We start from the raw sequence: 18,093 nt of genomic DNA, 5'->3' as shown, positions 1-18,093 counted from the left end.
GATGACTGAACAATCGGTGCCCGAATTCCAGCACCGCACGGTGTTGCTGGATGAGGCTGTAGAAGCATTAAACATTGTTGGACCACGTGCCGATGGCGTGTATGTCGACGGTACCTTTGGCCGTGGTGGACATAGCCGCAAAATTTTAGAAAGCCTTGGACCGATGGGGCGTCTGATTGCGTTCGATAAGGATCCGCAAGCAATTGCGACCGCGAACACCATCACCGACCCGCGATTTGAGATCGTACATGACAGTTTTGCGACGATGGCTGAAGCGTTGCGGGATCGTCATATTGCGCAGGTAGATGGTGTATTGCTAGACCTCGGTATTTCTTCGCCGCAAGTTGATGATGCAAGTCGGGGATTTAGTTTTCGCGCCGATGGACCGCTGGATATGCGTATGGATACCACGCGAGGCATGTCTGCAGCGGCGTGGCTGGCGATAGCGGATGAACAAACAATTGGAAAGGTAGTGCGTGATTATGGGGAAGAACGGTTTGCTGTTCAGATTGCAAAGGCGATTGTTGCTGGCAGGGCAGTCCAGCCAATTTCAACCACACGACAGCTTGCCGCGATCGTGGCAAACGCTGTCAAAACCCGCGAGAAGGGCAAAGACCCGGCCACTCGCACATTTCAAGCTATCCGGATTTACATCAATAAAGAGCTTGAAGAACTCAAAATAGTGTTGGATCAGGCGTTCGAGCAGATGTCTCTGCAAGGGAGATTGGTTGTGATCAGTTTTCACTCGCTGGAAGATCGCATCGTCAAGCAGTATATGGCTTCCAAAGCCAAGCTGCCGCAGCCAGACCGTCGCTTACCGATTCTTGCTGTCGATTTGCCGCAACCTCAGTTAAAACTAGTCTCGCGTGTTAAGCCATCGGACGCCGAAGTGACTGCCAATCCGCGCTCACGCTCAGCCATTATGCGGGTCGGTGAGCGTCTCGCCAGCAGCGCAAAATCAGGTCTCATGACAGGTGATCAGTCATGATCGGGCGTGTCAACGCGATGTTGACGGTAATGCTCGTTATCTGCGCGCTGGCATTGGTCAATGCGCAATATCAGGAACGTCAGTTATTCATCGAACTGGGGCGCGCCCAAAGCCAGGCGCGGCAGCTGGATATAGAGTGGTCCCAACTACAGCTTGATCAATCTACTCTCGGCAAAAATGCCAGGATCGAGGCCGGTGCGCGGCGTGACCTGAATATGGTGCCATTGACGCCGCAGCGCACCCAGTACTTAACGATGGGGGCCAAATGACTCGCAACCCACCGCGTACCGCCGCATCCAAAGGCATGCCATTTACCGCAAGCCCTGTATTGAAAGTCAAACTCCCGGTTTGGCGTTCACGCGTTGTGCTGTTTATGTTATTTGCAGCTTTTTTTGCTTTGGTGGCAAGAGCGTTATGGTTACAAGGCGTATCTACCGAATTTTTGCAAAAGCAAGGCGCTTCTCGTTATGCACGCACGCTAGAATTGCCAGCGACGCGTGGCAAGATTACTGATCGCAACGGTCAGGTATTGGCCTCATCGGTACCGGTCAAAGCAATCTGGGCGATTCCTGATGATGTACAGCAAGCGCCCAAAGAAAAGTTGCAAGCGCTGGCAAAATTACTTGATATGACGCAGGCCGAGTTAAATAAAAAGCTCGATTCTGATCGAAGCTTTGTCTACCTCAAGAGGCAAGTCGAGAAAGAGGCGACGGATCAGATAGCCAAGCTTGGTATTGCCGGGATCGAAACGCGTCCCGAATATAAACGCTTCTATCCTGAGGGTGAAGTAGCGGCGCACGTGGTCGGCTTTACCAATATCGAAGATGCAGGACAAGATGGGATGGAACTGTCACAACAAAAAACGCTGGCAGGAGCTACTGGTAGCCGCCGTGTTATCAAGGATCGTCTTGGTCGGATTGTCGAAGATATTGAAGCCGTCAAAGAGCCGCATGACGGTCGCGATCTTGTCTTGTCAATAGACAGCAAAATTCAGTACATTGCTTTTACTCAACTAAAAGAGATGGTTGAGAAGAGCAAAGCCAAAGCCGGAGCCATTGTAGTGGTCGACGCCAAAAGCGGCGAAGTGCTGGCACTCGCCAATCTGCCTAGTTATAATCCTAACGATCGATCAATACTCACCGGCGCGCAACTGCGCAATCGCGTGATGACCGATACTTTTGAGCCGGGATCGACGCTAAAACCATTCACGGTGGCATTGGCGCTTGATACCAATCGTATTCAACCTGGAACCACGTTCCAGGTGCCGGATAAAATGACGATCGGTACGGCAACTATCGGTGACTCACACCCGCATGGATTGCTTAGTATGACTGTTGCTCAGATTATCCAAAAATCGTCCAACCTCGGGACGGCACAAATAGCCTTGCAGATGCCAGCCGAAGAAATGTGGGAAATGTTCACCACGGTCGGTCTTGGACAGCAACCAAAATTTGGCTTCCCCGGTGCTGTCGCCGGTCGCGTCCGTCCGTTCAAATCATGGCGTCCGATTGAACAGGCAACCATGAGTTACGGCCATGGAATATCTGTATCACTGATCCAGATGGCACATGCCTATACCATTTTTGCGCGCAACGGCGACTTGATCCCGTTGTCATTCAAAAAAGTCACTACCGATCCGATTGGTCAACGCGTCATTTCTGAAAAAACGGCGTTAACCATGCGTGCAATGCTCGAAAGAGTAACTGCGCCCGGAGGTACGGCACCGAAAGCACAAGTGCCCGGATATCGTGTAGGCGGAAAAACGGGCACGGCTTACAAAATTGAAGGTGGTAAGTACGTTAAAAAGTATATTGCTGATTTCGTCGGTTTCGCTCCAGCGTCGGATCCTCGCTTAATTGTTGCTGTAATGATTGATGAGCCTAGCAACGCCTACCGTTATGGTGGTGATTCCGCTGCGCCAGTTTTTGCCAGTGTGGTGGGAAATGCATTGCGTACCTTAAATGTGCCGCCTGACTCTAATATTACCGACATCATCATTCCGACTGATGGTCCGAAGGAGAGTTTCTGATGACTATCAGACGATCCCCGCCATCTGCGTTAAACACACTAACCAAGTTGGCGTCAATCCAGACATGGTTGGAAGGACTTGTAACGGCGGCATCTCCGACAGTCCGACTAGTCTCCGATTCACGAAAAATAAGTGCCGGAGATGTGTTTTTTGCCTACCCCGGCGATGGCGCCGACGGCCGTACATACATTGCCCAAGCCTTGGAAAAGGGCGCTGTTGCAGTTGTATTTGAAGTACACCAATTCGAATGGAATCCGGATTGGACCGTTCCGCATCTGGCTGTAGATGGCCTGAAAAAACTCGCAGGCCCGATAGCGAATACCTTTTATCAGCAGCCTGACCGCGATATGAGCGTTATTGCCGTGACCGGAACCAATGGCAAGACCTCGTGCAGTCAATGGCTGGGCCACGCATTGGCACAGCTCGGGCAAACGACTGGCGTCATCGGCACGCTCGGAATTGGTACTTTTGTACCGCGCCAACGTGCTGAATTTACGGTTACCGGCTATACCACGCCTGATGCGATTCTTTTACAGACTGAACTGTTGAAGCTGCAACAAGCGGGCGTGCAGGCGCTGGCGATTGAAGCCTCCTCTATCGGGCTGGATCAAGGTCGCCTCAATGGCCTGCATGTCGATATTGCTTTGTTCACTAATTTCACCCGTGATCATCTCGACTATCACGGCGATATGGCAACTTACGAGTTAGCTAAGCGCGCACTTTTTGAATGGCCGGGTTTGCAACACGCTGTGATCAACCTTGACGATGAGATGGGTTTGCGTCTGGCGCGGCAAATGCTACAAGAAGGCGGTTCGGCAGCCGTTATTGGTTATGCCTTGACGGATGCGGCGATGGAAAGTGCTGCCGTTTTAGGTGAATTTCCGATACTGCGCGCGACGGCAGTACGCACCAGCGCCAGCGGTACGGCTTTTCACGTCGTCTCATCATTCGGTTCAGGCCAGATTAAAACGCATCTGGTTGGCCAGTTTAACGTCAGTAACGTGCTAGGTATTTTAGGCGTTTTGCTTGCCAAAGGAGTCGTATGGGATACCGCGGTCCAAGCGCTTGAGCGGTTAACCGCTGTTCCCGGACGCATGGAGCAATTTGGTGGTCAGGATGCGCCATTGATTGTGATTGATTACGCGCATACTCCAGATGCATTGGAAAAAACATTACTTACATTGCGTCAGGTCGCACAGCAACGTGGCGGTGAGTTGTGGTGCGTATTCGGTTGTGGCGGAGATCGCGATCCGGGCAAGCGGCCGCAGATGGGTGCCGTTGCAGAGATTGCCGATCATGTGATCGTCACCAGCGACAATCCGCGCAGCGAAGATCCGGGCCAGATCATTGCACAGATTCTTGCAGGGATGAAATCAGCGGCAACCGTTCAAACGCAGGAAGATCGGGCGGCGGCGATTCTGCGCGCTGTGCGCAAGGCGGGTAAAGCGGATGTAGTGTTGTTGGCTGGCAAAGGCCATGAAACCTATCAGGAAATAAAAGGAAAGAAATTACCATTTTTGGATGCTGATCATACGGCCCTCGCGTTGGCGTCACGTGCCACGATGAAAGGTGGCCCGATATGATCAAGATTCCGTTTACTGCATCAGTCGATGATCTGCAATCCTGGCTGCAGTCCTGGCAACAGACAGTGAGTCTTGCCAGTATTAATGGCAGCGGCAGCGTTGCCGCTGGCGACATTGCCATCACCGGCTTAACAACCGATAGCCGGGCTGTCGTGCCGGGAAACCTGTTTGTCGCCTTACGCGGAGAGCGCTTCGATGCGCACGATTTTTTGGATCAGGTTATAGCGCAAGGTGCAGCAGCATTAATCGTTGAGCGTGCGCCGACCAATTTATCCGTACCTGCGCTGATCGTGGCAGATACGCGCAATGCACTTGGCGCGATTGCTAATGGGTGGCGTCGACAATTCTCTTTGCCACTGATCGCCGTAACCGGCAGCAATGGCAAAACCACGGTCAAGGAGATGATCGCCGCGATTTTGGCTGCCGCGTTCGGTGTTGACGGTTATCTGTCCACACGTGGTAATTTCAATAACGAAATAGGTGTGCCGCTCACCCTGCAACGGCTGGATGCCAGCCACCGGGCGGCGGTGATCGAATTGGGAATGAATCACCCCGGCGAAATAGCGGTACTCGCTGCTATTGCCGCGCCAACGGTTGGACTGGTGAATAATGCGCAGCGCGAACACCAGGAGTTCATGGCCAGTGTCGAAGCCGTGGCTTTAGAAAATGGCGCGGTAATGAGTGCCTTATCAGATGGCGGGATTGCAGTTTTCCCTGCCGATGATCCTTTTACGCCACTGTGGCGCGGGCTTACTGCTGACAAAGGTGGAGGCGTGCGGTCGCTGACCTTTGGCTTTTCTGCTGATGCCGATGTGCACTGTACTTATCAACCAACGGCATTTGGCAGCATCTTACACGTCACAACACCTAAACAAACGTTCGCGGTACGACTCGATGCAGCTGGTGAACACAATGTGCGGAATGCACTGGCCGCCATTGCTTGCACATTGGCTATCGGTATTGAAATATCGGCGATTCAGCAAGGACTGGAATCGTTTGTCCCGGTCAGTGGTCGCTTGCAGCGCAAACAAGCACAACATGCCGGGTATGCGGGGGCGTTAGTTATTGATGATACTTACAATGCCAATCCGGATTCGGTACGCGCTGCAATTGACGTACTGGCGCAATCTGCCCCGCCGCGATTGTTGATACTGGGTGATATGGGTGAAGTCGGTAACGACGGTCCTGCATTCCATCAGGAAATCGGAGAATATGCCCAGCAACGCGGAATTACCCATTTACTGACGCTGGGTGCGCTAGCAATTGATGCCACTAAAGCTTTCGGCGTATCAGCGCAACATTTCGAAGATATCGCGGCATTGATTGCCACTGCCGACTCACTCATGACGCCCACCACAACGGTACTCGTCAAAGGCTCTCGCTTCATGAAAATGGAGCGTGTCGTCGCGCATCTGGTCAGCGCACCTGGCGTCAGGGATTTATCAACACCGTCATCATCGTCATCACCACAGGAGACGCACTAATGCTGCTTTGGCTAGCGCAAATTTTTCAGCAGGATCATAGTTTTCTGCGCGTATTTAATTTTCTCACTTTCCGTGCGGTCTTTGCGACGCTGACGGCTTTAGCGATCGGCTTGATTGCAGGACCCGGCGTGATTCGTATGCTGGCGCGCCTGAAGGTTGGTCAGGCAGTGCGCACCGATGGTCCGCAAACACATTTGATCAAATCCGGCACACCAACGATGGGTGGCGTGCTCATTCTGATTGCGATTGGCATTTCGACGTTGTTGTGGAGTGATTTGAGTAATCGCTTTGTCTGGATCGTATTGTTAGTAACGTTCGGGTTTGGTGCAATAGGTTGGGTCGATGACTATCGCAAGGTCGTCTATAAAGATCCAAATGGCATGCGTTCGCGTGAAAAATATTTCTGGCAATCGCTGATCGGTATTGTGGCAGCGATCTGCCTGGCATTTTCGGTTTCCGGCGCAACCAATATGCAAGTCTGGGATTTGTTTGTGGCTTGGATTAAATCTGGATTGAGTATGGATCTGCCGCCGAAAGCAGATTTGATTGTGCCATTTTTTAAGACCGTCAGTTATCCGTTGGGTGTATGGGGCTTCATGGCACTGACGTATTTTGTCATCGTCGGGACCAGCAATGCAGTCAACCTGACTGACGGTCTTGATGGTCTGGCGATTATGCCGACTGTCCTCGTCGGCGCGGCGCTGGGTGTCTTTGCTTATTTAACCGGTAATTACACTTTTGCACGATATCTGCTAATTCCGCATATTCCTGGGGCTGGTGAATTACTGATTTTTTGCGGTGCAATGGCTGGCGCAGGACTTGCGTTTCTTTGGTACAACGCTTACCCGGCCCAAGTCTTCATGGGCGATGTTGGCGCACTTGCTTTGGGTGGCGCACTCGGCACAGTTGCCGTCATTGTGCGGCAAGAAATATTGCTATTCATCATGGGTGGCATCTTCGTCGTAGAAACGCTATCGGTGATGTTGCAAGTGATTTATTTCAAATACACAAAGAAGCGTTTTGGTATTGGACGTCGCGTCTTGTTGATGGCGCCGTTGCATCACCATTATGAGCAAAAAGGCTGGAAAGAAACACAGGTGGTCGTCCGCTTCTGGATCATCACGATGATGTTAGTGTTGTTTGGTTTATCCACGTTGAAGTTAAGGTAAGAGCGGTAATGAATTACATCGGCAAACATGTTCTGGTGCTGGGCTTGGGTGAGTCGGGACTGGCAATGGCATTGTGGCTAGCGCGCTGCGGGGCCACGCTGCGCATCGCTGATACGCGCGATGCGCCTGAGCGTTTACAGCAATTGCTGCAGGCGGTTCCTGATGTTGAGTTTGTGGGTGGCGTCGAAGATGGCAGATTCAATCCTTTGCTTTTAGACGGCATCGATTTTGCCGCAGTAAGTCCAGGTCTGGTACCGGACGCGGAGTTGAAAGACATCATTCCGGCGGCCTTGCTCGCCGAAATTCCTGTGTGGGGAGAAATTGAACTCTTCGCCCAAGCGCTGGCAGCTTTGCGTGAAAGTCAGGAATATCACCCGAAAGTGATCGCCATCACTGGCACTAACGGCAAAACCACGGTGACCAGTCTGACCGGTTTGCTATGTCAACGATCAGGTTTAACTGTACAGGTCGCAGGTAATATCAGCCCTGCTGCATTGGATGTTTTGCGCACCGCTTTGGATACGGAAACTTTGCCGCAAGCATGGGTATTGGAGTTATCCAGTTTTCAGTTGCACACCACTTATAGTTTGCAAGCGGATGTGGCAACAGTATTAAACGTGACCCAGGATCATCTCGACTGGCATGGCGAGATGGCGGCTTATGTTGGAGACAAGGCACGCATTTTCGGCGAAAACACACTTCGTGTTTTGAATCGTGACGATCCAATCGTCATGAAAATGGCCGACGCCACCAGCATTACCTTTGGTGTTGATGAGCCGGACAAGGCGAATTGTTTTGGCTTGACCAATGAGAACGGCATGCAATGGTTAGTGGTGGCTTCCGAGGTCGCAGAAGAAACTGAAAAGAAACGTGGAAAGAAGCATCAGGTCGAAGCATTGCCCATCAGTATCAAGCGCTTGATGCCAGCCGATGCCTTGCGGATTCGTGGTCAGCATAATGCCGCCAATGCATTAGCGGCTCTGGCTTTAGGGCGAGCGATCGGTTTGCCATTTGCCTCGCTGTTGCACGGTTTGCGTGAATACCGTGGCGAACCACATCGAGTGGAGTTGGTCGCCAGTATTGACGGCGTTGAGTATTACGACGACAGCAAAGGCACTAACGTTGGCGCTACTGTTGCTGCCCTTAATGGTTTAGGGCGCGGACCCGACGGCGGTGCCAGCGCGAACCGGTTGGTTTTGATCGCGGGCGGTGACGGCAAAGGACAAGACTTTACCCCGATTGCAGAACCATTAGCGCGTTATGGACGGGCGCTGGTGTTGATTGGTCGCGATGCCGATGCGATTCGCCATGCGGTCAACAGCGAACTGCTGGCCGCCGGAATCGATATCGTCGATTGCGATACGTTGGAGCAAGCGGTGCAACGTGCTGCTGAGCTTGCGCATGCTGGTGATGCAGTGTTGTTGTCACCGGCGTGCGCCAGCCTCGACATGTTCCGCAATTATGCGCACCGTGCTGAGGTGTTCGTGGCTGAAGTGCGCGAACTGGCATTGGCACGTGGCGAGGTAAGCTTATGAAATTCGCATTCCCATTCTTTTTAGGGAGTAGCGATAAGTCTGCGGAAAAGCCGCGGGCACCAGTTTCACCTATTCCTGCTCGTGCACGTTCTGTCGATGGCATGAAGCCGGGCATTCAGCGTTCAAAAATGATGGAGTACGACCAACCGCTGGTGTGGGTCGTGGTGTTGTTGATGCTGCTTGGTCTGGTGATGGTGTATTCGGCTTCTATCGCGTTACCGGATTCGCCTAAATATGCGAGCTACAAAAGTTATAACTTCTTGCTCCGTCAGGCAATTTTTATCTGCGTTTCTATGGTCGCAGGGTTTGTGACGTTTCGTATTCGTATCGCCACGTGGCAACGTTGGGCGCCCTATTTGTTTGTGATTACGTTGGTATTGCTGGCGATGGTATTGGTGCCCGGGTTAGGTAAGGGCGTCAACGGTGCCAAACGCTGGCTCTCGTTTCGCGTCTTTAATTTGCAGCCGTCGGAATTAATGAAGCTGTTCATCGTCCTCTATGCCGCCAACTATACCGTGCGCAAACAAGAGGTGATGCATAAGTTGACTAAAGGTTTCTTACCGATGACGGCAGCCGTCGGCGTGGTGGGACTATTGCTGATGTTGGAGCCAGATCTTGGCGCACTCGGTGTAATCGTCTGCATTGCAATGGGGATTTTATTTTTAGGCGGCATTAACGGGATTTGGTTCGGCGGTATTACAGCGATGCTGGCCGTGATGTTTTCGATGGTGATCTGGTTGTCACCATGGCGTCGAGAACGGATTTTCGCTTACTTGAATCCATGGGATCAAGACAATGCTTTAGGCAAGGCATACCAACTGTCGCATTCCTTGATTGCATTTGGGCGTGGCGAAATATTCGGCGTCGGGCTTGGTGCCAGCGTTGAAAAATTACATTATTTGCCGGAAGCGCACACCGACTTCTTGCTGGCAGTGATTGGTGAAGAACTCGGTTTTGTTGGTGTGCTGGTAGTGGTGATGATGTTTTATTGGATCATCAAGCGTGCCTTTGAAATCGGCCGTCAGGCGATCGCCATGGAGCAGGTTTTTGCCGGATTGACTGCCAAAGGTATCGGTATCTGGATCGGTGTGCAGACATTTATTAACATGGGCGTCAATCTGGGTTTGTTACCGACTAAAGGATTGACGTTGCCGCTGATGAGTTACGGCGGATCAGGTGTCTTGATTAATTGTATTGGGTTGGCGATTTTGTTGAGAATTGATTACGAGAATAGAGTCATGATGCGCGGGGGGCGGCAATGAAAAAATTGCTCATCATGGCCGCTGGTACTGGCGGACATATTTTCCCCGGTTTAGCGATTGCCGACACGATGCGGCAACGTGGCTGGCAGGTAACGTGGCTCGGAACGACGCATGGCATGGAGGGCGATCTGGTGCCGCAGCATGGTATCGAGATGGATCGTATTGCGTTTTCTGGATTACGCGGAAAAGGCCTTGCGCATTCATTGCGTGGCGTGTGGCGGTTACTGGCCAGCTTTCCAGCCTGTTTTAGCTTCATTGGCCGACGTAAGCCCGACGTTATTCTCGGTATGGGCGGTTACGTCACCGTGCCGGGAGGAGTGATGGCACGGTTGCGTAAGGTGCCGTTAGTGTTGGTGAATGCGGATGCAGGGCTGTTGTTGTCAAATAAAGTATTGGCGCCTTTAGCGCAGCGTGTTTTGTTTGGATTTCCGGCAGAATTTGGTGCCGCAGCCAATAAGGCGCTGGTCACAGGCAATCCTGTGCGTCAGGAAATCATGCAATTGCCTTTGCCAGAGCAACGTTATAGCGGTCGTATCGGCCCGCTGCGGTTACTCGTAGTGGGCGGCAGCTTGGGCGCTAAGGCGCTCAATGATTGTTTGCCGGCAGCATTGGCGCTGATCCCGCTGGAATCGCGACCAAGCGTGACGCATCAATCTGGCAAGCAGCATATTGCAACCTTGCAAGCGGCCTACAAAGCGGCCGGCGTCGCAGCCGAAGTGGTGGCTTTTATTGACGATATGCCACGGCGCTATACCGATGCCGATTTGGTGGTCTGCCGTGCTGGTGCGATTACGATTTCGGAATTGACGGCGGCGGGCGTTGCTAGTGTGTTGATCCCGCTGGTGGCTTCGACCACTTCGCATCAGCGTGACAACGCCAAGTGGATGGCGACAAAACAAGCGGCAATTCATCTGCCGCAAAACGATTTAAGTGAAGAGCGCTTGTCTGGGTTGTTGATGCGCATGACGCGTCAAGATTGTCAGGCAATGGCGCAGGCAGCCTACGAGAACGGCCGCCGCGATGCAAATCAAACCATCGCGCAGGTCCTTGAAGAATATGTAAGCACGGAAAGTAGTCATGAAACATAAAGTAAAAAATATTCATTTTGTCGGTATCGGCGGCTCAGGAATGAGCGGTATTGCTGAGGTGTTGTTAAATCTTGGCTACACCGTGTCCGGCTCCGATCTCGGCAGCAACGACGCCACGCGTCGGCTGGCTAAACTTGGCGCTAAGGTCATCTTGGGCCACGCCGCCGAAAATATTCAAAACGCTAACGCCATCGTCACCTCGACGGCTGTAAAAGAAGACAATCCGGAGGTTGTTGCCGGTCGCGAAAAGCATATTCCTATCGTGCCACGTGCCGTCATGTTGGCAGAATTGATGCGCCTCAAGCGCGGCATCGCGATTGCCGGTACGCACGGCAAAACGACCACGACAAGTCTGGTTGCCAGTGTGCTGGCTGAAGGCGGTCTTGACCCGACTTTTGTTATCGGCGGTCGGCTTACCAGCGCCGGAGCCAATGCCAAATTAGGTTCAGGCGATTTCATCGTGGCCGAGGCGGACGAGTCGGATGCTTCATTTTTGAACTTGTCCCCGGTGATTGAAGTCATTACCAACATCGATGCCGATCATATGGAAACCTATGATCACGATTTCAACAAGTTGAAGCAGGCCTTTGTTGAGTTCACGCAGAGGTTGCCATTTTATGGTGTTGCGGTGCTATGCATAGATGATGCAAATGTGCGCGACATCATGCCGCAGATTTCCAAGCCAATCACCACCTATGGCTTCCATGAGGAAGCTCAAGTGCGGGCGATTGATGCCAGGCCGGTTGCCGGGCATATGGAATTTACCGTGATTCAGGATGGCTATGCACCAATGCCGATCAGTCTCAATCAGCCCGGCATGCATAACGTGCAAAATGCGTGTGCCGCAGTGGCGATTGCGCGTGAACTCGGCGTTGCCGATGGCGCGATCCAAAAAGCGTTAACGGAGTTTCATGGCGTTGGTCGCCGCTTTACCCGATATGGTGAAATCTCGGTTCCCGCCACGGATACGCAGCCTGCCGGCACGTATGCATTGGTTGACGATTATGGTCATCATCCGGTCGAAACGACGGCGACTATTTCGGCGGCGCGTGGTGCTTATCCGGGCCGGAGACTCGTATTAGCATTTCAGCCGCATCGCTATACCCGGACCCGCGATTTGTTCGAAGACTTCGTCAAGGTGTTGTCCACCGTCGATGTACTCGTGCTGGCAGAAGTTTATGCTGCCGGAGAAACGCCTCTTGTGGCGGCGGATGGACGTGCATTGGCCCATGCGTTACGCGTGGCAGGAATGGCTGAACTGGTATTTGTTGAGAAAATTGCGGATATGCACGCGGCGATTGTCAACATAGTACGCGATGGCGACGTTGTGATGACAATGGGTGCAGGTTCTATCAGCAGCGTACCCGCGCAACTGGTCAATCAAACTGCATCCGACTAAGATTTTTAGAATTGTTTTGTGTTTTGATGCGTATTTTGGGATCGCTCGGATGAATAAGATATGCGTAACATAGTAAGCGAGATACATTAGCAATACGGTCAAAAACATACTGAGTAATACAGCGATAGTGAGCAAGTGATGAGTACAAAATCTATGACCAAGCAATTCGGAAAAGTCGGCGTCCTGTTCGGCGGGCGATCGGCTGAGCGCGAAGTATCTAAAATGTCCGGCAACGGCGTTGTGCTGGCACTCAAAAACCAGGGCGTTGATGCGCACCTGTTCGATCCGGCTGAACGTAGTCTGGCGGAATTGGCCGCTGAAAAATTTGATCGCGTCTTCATTGCGTTGCACGGCCGCTTTGGCGAAGACGGCACGCTTCAAGGAGCGCTGGAACAACTCGGTATTCCTTACACCGGTCCGGGCGTGATGGCATCTGCGATTGCGATGGATAAGGTAATGAGCAAGCGCGTCTGGCAGAGTCTCGATTTGCCAACACCACGTTTTCTTGTCCTGGATTCCGCGAGTGTATCGAGCGACGAGCTGCGTCAATTGCCGGATGCGCTTGGCTTGCCATTGATGCTCAAAGCCCCGCATGAAGGTTCGACAATTGGCATCAGCAAGGTAACCGGTTACGCAGACATTGATGCTGGTTTCGCCTTGTGTGCAAAATACGATGAAGTGGTCCTCGCAGAAGAATTTATCAGCGGACGCGAGTTGACTGTGCCAGTGTTGGGCGCAGGTCGGACCGCGCGCGCGTTACCCATCGTAGAAATCCGTGCACCGGATGGTAACTATGATTATCAGCACAAATATTTTACCAATGACACTACCTATTTATGTCCGGCGCCGTTAGACGACGCATTGACGCAGCGCATACAGTCATTAGCGGTACAGGCTTTCAATGCACTTGGTTGCAAGGGGTGGGCAAGGGTTGATTTTATGTTACGGGATAGCGACAACGCCCCGTTCATTTTAGAAATCAATACATCGCCGGGGATGACAAGCCACTCGCTGGTGCCGATGTCAGCCAAGCAGGATGGATCAAGTTACGAAGAATTATGTGTGGAAATACTGGCGTCAGCATCACTGGAATTGCGGCACGAGAGCAACGAGACGCCAATCTGAAAAGGTTGATATTTCGGTCAGGACACATTTTAACGAATTTAATACGTAGCAAATACGAGCGATAAAGATAGCAATTATGTGGCAAGACATCAAAATATTGAACGCAACTTCCAATGCCCTGATTGGGCTGGTTTTGCTCGTCTTGTTAGCCTCCGGTGTATGGTGGCTGGCCCAACGGCCTATGTTTACGTTAAAGGTTATCCGGGTTGAGGGAGCGGGGCAAGGCGAGATACGTCGGGTTAATCCATTGACGATTCGTGCCAGTGCTTTGCCGCGAATTAAAGGTAATTTTTTTACAGCGAATCTGGATGCGGTACGCGTAGCGTTTGAGTCGGTTCCATGGGTACGCAAGGCCTCGGTGCAACGCGAATGGCCGAACCAATTGGTCGTCACGATTGAGGAACACCAGCCATTAGGCACGTGGGACGACGATGGACGGTTGTTATCGGTTAAAGGTGATTTGTTTATTGCCAATCTGGATGAGGCAGAAGAGGACGGCGATCTGTTGAAATTTGGTGGTCCAATCGGTAGTGAGAAAGACGTTCTTGCACGATTCATGGATTTCAAGAAATGGTTTGCGCCGCTCAAATTAACACCTACAGATGTGGAGCTTTCTCCGCGTTATGCATGGAGCGTTAAATTGGATAACGGTATGACCGTGGCGCTTGGGCGGGAACAAAACAAGGCAACCTTGCAGGATCGTGTTGGCCGGTTGGTTGAGATTTATCCGCAGTTGTTGTCGCGTTTGCAGGACCGGATTGAAAGTGTGGATATGCGTTATCCGAATGGTCTGGCGTTAAAGGCGAGTGGCCTTGGTGCTGGATTGGGAAATAAAAAATAATAAGCGGAATATTATGACTAAAGACGCAAAAAACTTGATCGTTGGCCTTGATATCGGCACTTCCAAAGTGGTGGCGGTAGTAGCTGAGGTTCTGCCTGATGGACGACACGAAGTGATCGGGCTCGGTCAGCATGAATCCAGAGGCTTGAAAAAAGGGGTAGTGGTTAATATTGAGGCCACAGTAGAGTCGATCCAGCGTGCGCTGGAAGAGGCTGAATTGATGGCGGATTGCAAAATCCGCAATGTGTATACCGGTATTGCCGGTAGCCATATACGCAGCTTTAATTCCAGTGGCATGGTGGCGATCAAGGACAAGGAAGTAACGGCAGCAGATGTCTCGCGTGTGATCGAAACAGCGAAGGCTGTCAACATTCCGACCGATCAGCAATTGCTGCATACGGTGCCGCAAGAATTTATCGTCGATAGCCAGGACGATGTGCGTGAACCAATCGGGATGAGCGGTATCCGACTTGAGGTCAAGGTGCATATCGTTACCGGCGCAGTGTCGGCGGTACAAAACATTGTCAAATGTATTCGCCGCTGTGGTTTGGAAGTATCGGACCTGATTTTGCAGCCAATGGCTTCGGCCGATGCGGTGCTCACTACTGATGAAAAAGAACTTGGCGTCGTGCTGGTTGATATTGGTGGCGGTACAACCGATGTAGCGGTATTCACGGAAGGCGCGATTCGGCATACGGCCGTGATCCCGATTGCCGGTGATCAGATCACCAACGATATCGCGATGGCGTTACGGACGCCGACTGCGGAAGCGGAAGAAATCAAGTTGCGTTACGGCGTCGCAAAACAGATTCTGGCTGATCCGGGCGAAACGTTGGAAGTACCAGGTCTGGGTGATCGCAATTCGCGCACGCTGTCACGTCAGGCGTTGGCTGCCGTGATTGAACCACGCGTCGAAGAATTATTCGCACTAGTGCATCAAGTTGTGCGTGAGTCGGGGTATGAAGAGGTGCTCTCTAGCGGCATTGTGTTGACCGGTGGATCGGCACTGATGCCCGGCATGATCGAGCTGGCAGAAGATATCTTTTTGAAGCCAGCACGTTTAGGCACGCCACACTACAACGGCCAATTGGCTGACGTGGTGCGCAGTCCGCGTTACGCGACGGTGCTGGGTTTGCTGTTGGAGGCGAAAAAGCAGTATCTGCGTGGCTATATTGTGACGCGTCAGGAAGGCTCTGCGAAGGCAGTCTGGCAACGTATGAAGGAATGGTTTTTAGGGAATTTTTAAGTGTTGGAATGTGGTGTAGATGGGGTCAGACACAACTTCTGAAGTTGCAGTAAAAGGTCGAGGCAGTACAAAGAAGCAAAGTAGAAGCAGCAGATATGGCAATACATTATTTAAAATTGGCGTGGTTAATGTTATTTGTGTAACGCGCAGTTGTCAGTTGCTAGGCCTCACACCGCGTGATGCCTATTGACTGGATGCTGCAACTTTATAAGGAAACATCATGGAAATCGATATACTTGACAATGCAACGCTGGGTACCGTGATTAAAGTCGTTGGCGTCGGTGGCGCTGGTGGCAATGCGGTTCAGCACATGATCAACAAAGGTGTCTCGGGAGTCGAGTTTATCGCTGCCAACACCGATGCCCAGGCGCTGAAGCACTCCAAAGCGCACAACGTTATCCAGATCGGTGAGACCGGTTTGGGTGCGGGGATGAAGCCTGAAGTAGGCCGCCAATTAGCGGAAGAGTCACGCGCGCGGATTGAAGATGCGCTGCGTGGTGCGCACATGGTATTTATTGCGGCCGGTATGGGCGGCGGTACTGGCACCGGTGCCGCGCCAGTCGTCGCACAGATCGCCAAGGAACTTGGCGCGCTGACAGTGGCGGTGGTGTCCAAGCCATTTTCGTACGAAGGTCAAAAATGCATGGACCTCGCTGACGAAGGCTTGGAAGCGTTATCACAACACGTTGATTCGCTGATCATCATTCTCAATGAAAAACTGGAAGAGATTTACGAAGACGACAGCATGGTCGAATGGCTGGAACACGCCGATGACGTACTCAACAATGCCGTCGCCGGGATTGCAGAAATCATCAATGTGCCGGGTCATATCAACGTCGATTTCAATGACGTCAAGACGATCATGGGTGAACAAGGCAAGGCGATGATGGGGACGGCAACTGCGCACGGCGTTGACCGCGCACGTCTGGCGGCAGAGCAGGCAGTTGCATCGCCATTGCTGGACGGTATCGATCTGTCGGGTGCACGTGGCGTGCTGGTCAACGTCACCGCAAGCCGCAGTCTCAAAGGTAAAGAAATCAAAGAAGTAATGGCTACCGTTCGTGCGTTTGCTGCACCGGACGCATCGATTGCACAAGGGATCGCTTACGACGAAACCATGGGCGACGATATCCGCGTTACCGTGGTCGCAACCGGTCTTGGCCGTGCGCGCAAATCGGTTCAACTGGTGCAGCCACAAATGTTGCGCACGGGAACGCACAACGAGCCGATGATGCAACACGGTCACGCCAATTCACATTCTGTCGGCCACGGTAGTTCGTCGTTTGACGGGATGAAAGCGCCAGCAGTATGGCGTCGTGAATCTGCGTCGGACACAGTACGCGCTCTGGAAAAGAATGGCATGGAAACATATGACATTCCGGCTTTCTTGCGCAAACAAGCGGACTAAGCAAGCCGACTAAGCAAGCGGACTAACCGAAAATGGCTATTGTTATTTGAAGCAAGACCAGTCAACGGTTGGTAGCGGTTTGTCCGCCAGGAAACGTTGACTGTAAATCGCTTCAACCTCTGCAGAAATGTGGGGAACAAGGCATACTTTAGAACGTCGCGACCTTTTTGGCGCGGCGTTTTTTTTAATCTTTTTATTTAAATATTAAGATTAAAAATTTAAGAATAAAAAAACAGACGGTAGTTCGTTGAGTGTAAGAATTCAGCGGATAAAGTGTTAATAGATTATTTGGCTGCGCCATAAAGTGGCGAGCAATTCTTATCCATTTTGTAGTACCAATAAAACCACCCAGATATAAGGACAATCATCATGACAATCAAAATCGGCGATACCTTGCCTGAAGGCCAATTAGCAGAATTCATTGAAACAGAAACGGAAGGTTGTTCGTTAGGACCAAATACTTTTAACGTCAGTGATTTAGTAAAGGGCAAGAAAATTGCCTTGTTTGCTGTGCCCGGTGCATTTACGCCGACCTGTTCGGCAAAGCATCTGCCCGGTTATGTTAAACACGCCGCGGAATTCAAAGCGAAGGGCGTAGACGAAATTTGGGCCATTTCAGTCAATGATGCGTTTGTTATGGGCGCTTGGGGCCGCGATCAAAAAGCGACCGGTGCCGTGCGTTTGCTAGCTGATGGAAATGCATCTTTCGTAAAGGCGTTGGGTCTGGACGCAGATTTTAGCAAAGCAGGCATGGGAATACGCTCACAGCGTTTTTCTGCGTTTATTGATGATGGTGTAGTTAAACAATTGAACGTTGAAGCGCCGAAGACATTTGAAGTATCGACGGCGGAAGTACTGTTGTCGCAAATATAATATTGAGTCGGTTGCGACCCATTTGCTGAACGAGTTATTGGTAATTAAACGGCGCGATTGCGC

15 protein-coding genes are annotated in these 18,093 nt (G+C 51.7%); all 15 read left to right on the top strand.

The features are described from left to right. The first annotated feature begins 1 nt into the window (after window position 1). The 15 genes from rsmH (at window position 2) to QN379_RS02170 (ending at window position 18,030) form a co-directional block, all read left to right on the top strand. Complete coding sequence (rsmH, locus tag QN379_RS02240) at window positions 2-988, top strand: 16S rRNA (cytosine(1402)-N(4))-methyltransferase RsmH (RefSeq protein WP_322235323.1); 987 nt, start codon at window positions 2-4, stop codon at window positions 986-988. Continuing rightward, window positions 985-1,257 (top strand): cell division protein FtsL, encoded by a 273-nt coding sequence (gene ftsL, locus QN379_RS02235; RefSeq protein ID WP_322235325.1) that lies wholly within the window; start codon window positions 985-987, stop codon window positions 1,255-1,257. The genes rsmH and ftsL overlap by 4 nt, the downstream gene beginning before the upstream one ends. Further along, complete coding sequence (locus QN379_RS02230) at window positions 1,254-3,017, top strand: penicillin-binding protein 2 (protein ID WP_322235328.1); 1,764 nt, start codon at window positions 1,254-1,256, stop codon at window positions 3,015-3,017. Before ftsL ends, QN379_RS02230 begins: the two co-directional genes overlap by 4 nt. Then, window positions 3,017-4,600 (top strand): UDP-N-acetylmuramoyl-L-alanyl-D-glutamate--2,6-diaminopimelate ligase, encoded by a 1,584-nt coding sequence (locus QN379_RS02225; RefSeq protein WP_322235330.1) that lies wholly within the window; start codon window positions 3,017-3,019, stop codon window positions 4,598-4,600. The genes QN379_RS02230 and QN379_RS02225 overlap by 1 nt, the downstream gene beginning before the upstream one ends. Next, window positions 4,597-6,084: a UDP-N-acetylmuramoyl-tripeptide--D-alanyl-D-alanine ligase gene (locus tag QN379_RS02220; RefSeq protein WP_323505861.1), complete on the top strand. Its 1,488-nt coding sequence runs from the start codon at window positions 4,597-4,599 to the stop codon at window positions 6,082-6,084. The genes QN379_RS02225 and QN379_RS02220 overlap by 4 nt, the downstream gene beginning before the upstream one ends. After that, window positions 6,084-7,253: a phospho-N-acetylmuramoyl-pentapeptide-transferase gene (gene mraY / locus QN379_RS02215; protein WP_322235335.1), complete on the top strand. Its 1,170-nt coding sequence runs from the start codon at window positions 6,084-6,086 to the stop codon at window positions 7,251-7,253. Before QN379_RS02220 ends, mraY begins: the two co-directional genes overlap by 1 nt. Window positions 7,254-7,261: 8 nt before the next feature. Continuing rightward, the gene (gene murD / locus QN379_RS02210; RefSeq protein ID WP_322235338.1) at window positions 7,262-8,788 is read left to right on the top strand and encodes a UDP-N-acetylmuramoyl-L-alanine--D-glutamate ligase; all 1,527 of its coding nucleotides are present in this window, start codon (window positions 7,262-7,264) and stop codon (window positions 8,786-8,788) included. After that, window positions 8,785-10,050, top strand: a complete 1,266-nt coding sequence (gene ftsW / locus QN379_RS02205) for a putative lipid II flippase FtsW (protein WP_416186802.1) — start codon at window positions 8,785-8,787, stop codon at window positions 10,048-10,050. The genes murD and ftsW overlap by 4 nt, the downstream gene beginning before the upstream one ends. After that, window positions 10,047-11,138 carry an undecaprenyldiphospho-muramoylpentapeptide beta-N-acetylglucosaminyltransferase gene (gene murG, locus QN379_RS02200; RefSeq protein WP_323505860.1) on the top strand — a complete coding sequence of 364 codons (1,092 nt, stop codon included), beginning with the start codon at window positions 10,047-10,049 and terminating at the stop codon, window positions 11,136-11,138. Before ftsW ends, murG begins: the two co-directional genes overlap by 4 nt. Beyond that, window positions 11,128-12,537, top strand: coding sequence for a UDP-N-acetylmuramate--L-alanine ligase (murC, locus tag QN379_RS02195; RefSeq protein ID WP_322235343.1), 1,410 nt, complete (start codon window positions 11,128-11,130; stop codon window positions 12,535-12,537). Before murG ends, murC begins: the two co-directional genes overlap by 11 nt. A gap of 138 nt (window positions 12,538-12,675) precedes the next feature. Further along, window positions 12,676-13,662 carry a D-alanine--D-alanine ligase gene (locus tag QN379_RS02190; protein ID WP_323505859.1) on the top strand — a complete coding sequence of 329 codons (987 nt, stop codon included), beginning with the start codon at window positions 12,676-12,678 and terminating at the stop codon, window positions 13,660-13,662. A gap of 76 nt (window positions 13,663-13,738) precedes the next feature. Further along, on the top strand, window positions 13,739-14,503 hold the full coding sequence (locus QN379_RS02185) for a cell division protein FtsQ/DivIB (protein WP_323505858.1): 765 nt from the start codon (window positions 13,739-13,741) through the stop codon (window positions 14,501-14,503). A 13-nt stretch (window positions 14,504-14,516) separates the two neighbouring features. Further along, complete coding sequence (ftsA, locus tag QN379_RS02180; protein ID WP_322235348.1) at window positions 14,517-15,749, top strand: cell division protein FtsA; 1,233 nt, start codon at window positions 14,517-14,519, stop codon at window positions 15,747-15,749. Window positions 15,750-15,969: 220 nt separating this feature from the next. Beyond that, a complete protein-coding gene (ftsZ, locus tag QN379_RS02175; RefSeq protein ID WP_322235350.1) occupies window positions 15,970-17,157 on the top strand; it encodes a cell division protein FtsZ in 1,188 nt (395 codons plus the stop codon). Window positions 17,158-17,526: 369 nt separating this feature from the next. Continuing rightward, on the top strand, window positions 17,527-18,030 hold the full coding sequence (locus tag QN379_RS02170) for a peroxiredoxin (protein ID WP_322235353.1): 504 nt from the start codon (window positions 17,527-17,529) through the stop codon (window positions 18,028-18,030). Window positions 18,031-18,093 lie beyond the last annotated feature (63 nt).

The sequence above is a fragment of the Glaciimonas sp. Gout2 genome (assembly GCF_035018905.1).
Classification (GTDB): Bacteria; Pseudomonadota; Gammaproteobacteria; order Burkholderiales; family Burkholderiaceae_D; genus Glaciimonas.
This window is presented reverse-complemented; position numbering and strand designations above follow the sequence as displayed.

What these genes read in the sequence shown, in the direction of transcription:
- murC (WP_322235343.1), top strand. Translation starts at nt 11,128, where the DNA reads ATGAAACATAAAGTAAAAAATATTCATTTTGTCGGTATCGGCGGCTCA.
- QN379_RS02185 (WP_323505858.1), top strand. Translation starts at nt 13,739, where the DNA reads ATGTGGCAAGACATCAAAATATTGAACGCAACTTCCAATGCCCTGATT.
- murD (WP_322235338.1), top strand. Translation starts at nt 7,262, where the DNA reads ATGAATTACATCGGCAAACATGTTCTGGTGCTGGGCTTGGGTGAGTCG.
- QN379_RS02170 (WP_322235353.1), top strand. Translation starts at nt 17,527, where the DNA reads ATGACAATCAAAATCGGCGATACCTTGCCTGAAGGCCAATTAGCAGAA.
- QN379_RS02220 (WP_323505861.1), top strand. Translation starts at nt 4,597, where the DNA reads ATGATCAAGATTCCGTTTACTGCATCAGTCGATGATCTGCAATCCTGG.
- ftsZ (WP_322235350.1), top strand. Translation starts at nt 15,970, where the DNA reads ATGGAAATCGATATACTTGACAATGCAACGCTGGGTACCGTGATTAAA.
- ftsL (WP_322235325.1), top strand. Translation starts at nt 985, where the DNA reads ATGATCGGGCGTGTCAACGCGATGTTGACGGTAATGCTCGTTATCTGC.
- rsmH (WP_322235323.1), top strand. Translation starts at nt 2, where the DNA reads ATGACTGAACAATCGGTGCCCGAATTCCAGCACCGCACGGTGTTGCTG.
- mraY (WP_322235335.1), top strand. Translation starts at nt 6,084, where the DNA reads ATGCTGCTTTGGCTAGCGCAAATTTTTCAGCAGGATCATAGTTTTCTG.
- ftsA (WP_322235348.1), top strand. Translation starts at nt 14,517, where the DNA reads ATGACTAAAGACGCAAAAAACTTGATCGTTGGCCTTGATATCGGCACT.
- QN379_RS02225 (WP_322235330.1), top strand. Translation starts at nt 3,017, where the DNA reads ATGACTATCAGACGATCCCCGCCATCTGCGTTAAACACACTAACCAAG.
- QN379_RS02230 (WP_322235328.1), top strand. Translation starts at nt 1,254, where the DNA reads ATGACTCGCAACCCACCGCGTACCGCCGCATCCAAAGGCATGCCATTT.
- ftsW (WP_416186802.1), top strand. Translation starts at nt 8,785, where the DNA reads ATGAAATTCGCATTCCCATTCTTTTTAGGGAGTAGCGATAAGTCTGCG.
- QN379_RS02190 (WP_323505859.1), top strand. Translation starts at nt 12,676, where the DNA reads ATGAGTACAAAATCTATGACCAAGCAATTCGGAAAAGTCGGCGTCCTG.
- murG (WP_323505860.1), top strand. Translation starts at nt 10,047, where the DNA reads ATGAAAAAATTGCTCATCATGGCCGCTGGTACTGGCGGACATATTTTC.